1 protein-coding gene is annotated in these 4104 nt (G+C 73.3%); it reads left to right on the top strand.

Translation table 11 applies throughout. The features are described from left to right. Positions 1–4104: amino acid adenylation domain-containing protein (locus SCA03_RS34330; RefSeq protein ID WP_141275880.1), on the top strand; the 4104-nt coding region annotated here is incomplete at both ends.

Raw genomic sequence — 4104 nt, 5'->3', positions numbered from 1 at the left:
TCGATGGGCTTCGAGAGCGTGGCCGGGCTCGACATCGCCGCTCTGCGTACCGCTGTCGCCGCCGTGCTGTCGCACCACGACGCGCTGCGCACCGTGGTGCACCGGCAGGACGGCGGCTGGGTCTCGGAGCTGCGGCCCGATGTCGACCCGGACCGTGTGCTGGGCGTACACGATCTGTCCGGCTCGGCGGACGCGGAGGCGCACTGGCGTGAGCTGGTGAGGGAGGTGCAGTCCGGGCTCGACCTCGAACGGGGCCCGCTGGTGCGGGTGTTGGTGGGCGAGCGCGGTGCGGGCCGGTCCGCCTGGCTCTTCGTCACGGCGCACCACCTGGTGATGGACGGGGTGTCGTGGCGGGTGCTGTTGGAGGATCTGGAGGCGGCGTACCGGTGTGCGGTGGCCGGTGGGCCGGTGTCGTTGGGGGAGAAGTCGTCGTCGGTGCGGCAGTGGTCGCAGCGGTTGGTGCGGCATGTGGCCGAGGGCGGTTTCGACGGGCAGGTGGGGTACTGGCGGTCGGTGCTGGAGGGTGCCGCGGTCGAGCTGCCCGTCGACCACCCGGGCGGCAGGAACACCGTCGCCACGCAGCAGGCCGTGTCCGTCGCGTTGAGCGCGGAGCAGACGGAGGCACTGCTGTTCCGGGTGCCCGGGGTGTACCGGACGCGCTCCAACGAGGTGTTGTTGGCGGCGTTGGGGCGGGTGTTGGAGCGGTGGACGGGGTGTGCGCGGGTGGCGGTGAATCTTGAGGGTCATGGTCGTGAGGAGTTGTTCGACGGGGTGGATCTGACGCGGACGGTGGGGTGGTTCACGGCGATTCATCCGGTGGCGTTGGATGTGTCGGGGGCGGGGGAGCGGGGTTGGGGTGCGGTGTTGAAGTCCGTGAAGGAGCAGTTGCGGGCGGTGCCGGACAGGGGTGTCGGGTACGGTGCGCTGCGGTATCTGAGTGCGCCGGGCAGCCCGGGGCGTGTGCTGGCGGCGGACGCGCAGCCGCAGATCAGCTTCAACTACCACGGCCAGTTCGACCTGGCCGGCGGCGGTGACGCGGCCCACGACAGCGCGGCCCCGGTACTGCTGCGCGGTCCGATGGACGTCGAGGGCCAGGAGCACGCGCCCGACGAACAGCGCACGCATCTGATCGATGTCGTCGGCGCGGTGCAGGACGGCCGTCTCGCCTTCGCGTGGTCGTACTCGTCCGCGCTGCACGACGAGGAGACGGTCCGGCGGCTGGCCGAGGAGTTCACAGCGGAGCTGGCGTCCGTCGTCGCGCACTGCGCCGAGCCGGAGGCCGGCGGCTGCACGCCCTCGGACTTCCCGCTCGTCGCCCTCACACAGGAGCAGGTCGACCGGGTCGCCGGTACCGGGCGCGACGTCGAGGATGTGTACCCGCTCACCCCGCTCCAGGCCGGGATGCTCTTCCACGCGGTCGCCGACCCCGAATCGGCCGCGTACGTCGAGCAGTTGGCGTTCGCGCTCGACGGTGTCGAGGACGTCGACGCGCTGGCCCGGGCGTGGCAGCGCGCGGTGGAGCGCGCCGACGCGCTGCGGGTGTCCATCGTCTGGCAGGACGTGCCGGAGCCGGTGCAGGTCGTCCACCGGAGCGTGGAGCTGCCCGTCACCGTCCTCGACTGGACCGACACGGACGCGGGCGCGGACGCGACTGCCCGTACGGCCGTGGGCGTGGACGCGGACGCGGACGCGGACAGGGACGGTTCGGGGCGGGAGAGCGCGGGCCGGGAGGCGCGCCTGCGTGAGCTGCTCGACGCGGACCGTGCACGCGGCATCGACCTGTCCGCCGCCCCGCTGATGCGTCTGGCGCTCGTCCGGCTGCCGGGCCGCTCCGTGCAGGTCGTATGGACCTTCCACCACCTGCTGCTGGACGGCTGGAGCAGCGCCGCGCTGCTCTCCGACGTGATGGCCGAGTACCTGGCCGCCACGACGGGCGCGGCCGACACCGCCGAGGCGACCGGCTCGACGGGCACGACCGGCGCGGGCGGATCAGCCGGCACGGGCAGCACGGGCGACGCGGGTGCCGGGGCCGGCGCGGCCCGTGGCTCCTTCCGTGACTACATCGAGTGGCTGGGCCGGCAGGACAGGCAGGCCGGACAGGACTTCTGGCGCCGCGTACTGGCCGGCTACGAGCAGCCCGTCGAGCTGCCCTACGACCGCGCGCCGGAGCAGGCGCACCGCGGCCGGTCGAGCGAGCGCGTCCCCGTGCCGCTGCCCCGCGAGGTCTCCGCGCGCATGCACGAGGTCGCGCGCCGGCACCGGGTGACGACGAACGCCGTGGTGCAGGGCGCCTGGGCGCTGCTGCTCGGGCAGTACGGCGCCACGCGGGACGTCGTGTTCGGCACGACGGTCTCCGGGCGGCCCGCAGAGCTGCCCGGCGCGGAGGACATCATCGGCCTGTTCATCAACACCCTGCCGGTGCGTGTCGACGCCGGGCCCGGCCAGGAGATCGGCCCGTGGCTGCGGGCCATCCAGGAGGACCAGGTCGAGGCCCGCCAGTACGAGTACCTGGCGCTGTCCGACATCGAGACCGAACTCTCCGCGGGGGCGGCCCTGTTCGACAGCCTCGTCGTCTTCGAGAACTACCCGGTGGACACCGAGGGCGCCGAACAGGCCGGGCTCGCCCTGCACCGGGTCGAGGCCGTCGAGGCGACCAACTACGCGCTCACGCTCGTGGCGGCCGAGAGCGGCCCCGGGCTGGACATGGCCCTGGCCTACGACCCGGAACTGTTCGACGCGGCCACGGCGGACCGTCTCGCCGCCGGGCTGGCCCGGATCCTCACCTCACTGACCGACCCGGCGGCCGGTCCCACCAGCGGCCTGGCGACGGTGGACACCGTGACCGCCGACGAGCGCACCCGTGTACTGGGCGCCGACTGGTCCGGGCAGGTGGGCCCCGCGGCGGGCCTGTCCCTCGTGGACGCCTTCGCGGACCGGGCGGCACGGACACCCGGGGCACCCGCGGTCGTGTGCGGCGAACACGCCCTCACCTACGCCGAGTTGGAAGCCGAGGCCGGACGTCTGGCCCGGGTGCTCGTGCAGTGGGGTGTGCGGCCGGAGTCCCGGGTGGCGCTGCTGCTGGAGCGGTCGGTGGACGTGGTCGTCGCGATGCTGGCGGTGCTCAAGTCCGGTGCCGCGTATGTGCCGTTGAACGCGGCGTTCCCCGCCGAGCGGCTCAGCGGGATCGTCGAGGACAGCGGTGCCTGCCTGGTGGTCACGGACGCCGGCCTGGCGGACCGCGCCCGGGGCGCCGGTGTGGCGGCCCTGCGCGTCGATGCGGCGGCCGACCTCCGCGTCGACGCGCGGACCGACGCCGAGCCGGTGCTCCCTGCCCGCGTGGCGGCGGACTCGCTGGCGTATGTGATGTTCACGTCCGGCTCGACGGGTCGGCCGAAGGGCGTGGCGGTCACGCATGCCGATGTGGTGGCCCTCGCCGGGGACGAACGGTTCGCCGCGCCCGCCCACAACCGGGTGCTGTTCCACTCCCCGCACGCCTTCGACGCCGCGACGTACGAGGTGTGGGTGCCGCTGCTGCGGGGCGGCTGTGTCGTCGTCGCGGAGGGCGAGCTGACCTCCCGCGCCGTACGCGAAGCAGTCGCTTTCCGCGGTGTGACGGGTCTGTGGGTGACGGCCGCGCTCTTCGGTGTGCTGGCGGACGAGGACCCGGGCTGTTTCGCGGGTCTGAGTGAGGTGTGGACGGGCGGTGACGCGGTGCCGGCGGTGGCGGCGGAGCGGATGCTCGCGCAGTGCGGCTCGACGGTGCTGGTCAACGGTTATGGCCCGACGGAGTCGACGACGTTCGCCGTCTGCGGGCCGCTCACCCGGGAGGAAGTGACCGCGGGCTCGGTCCCGTTGGGCCTTCCCATGGACAACACGCGTGCGGTGGTGCTGGATGCGGGGCTCAGGCCGGTGGGTGTCGGTGTGCCGGGTGAGTTGTATCTGGGGGGCCATGGTCTGGCTCGGGGCTACGAGGGCCGGGCGGACCTGACCGCGGAACGTTTCGTGGCCGACCCCTTCGTGGCGGGTCAACGGCTGTACCGCACGGGGGACTTGGTGCGCCGCCGGGACGATGGTCGCCTGGAGTTCCTGGGCCGGGGTGATGAT

This window comes from Streptomyces cacaoi (assembly GCF_006539165.1).
Classification (GTDB): Bacteria; Actinomycetota; Actinomycetes; order Streptomycetales; family Streptomycetaceae; genus Streptomyces; species Streptomyces cacaoi.
Note: the sequence above shows the minus strand (reverse complement) of the source record. Positions and strands in the feature narration are given on the sequence as shown.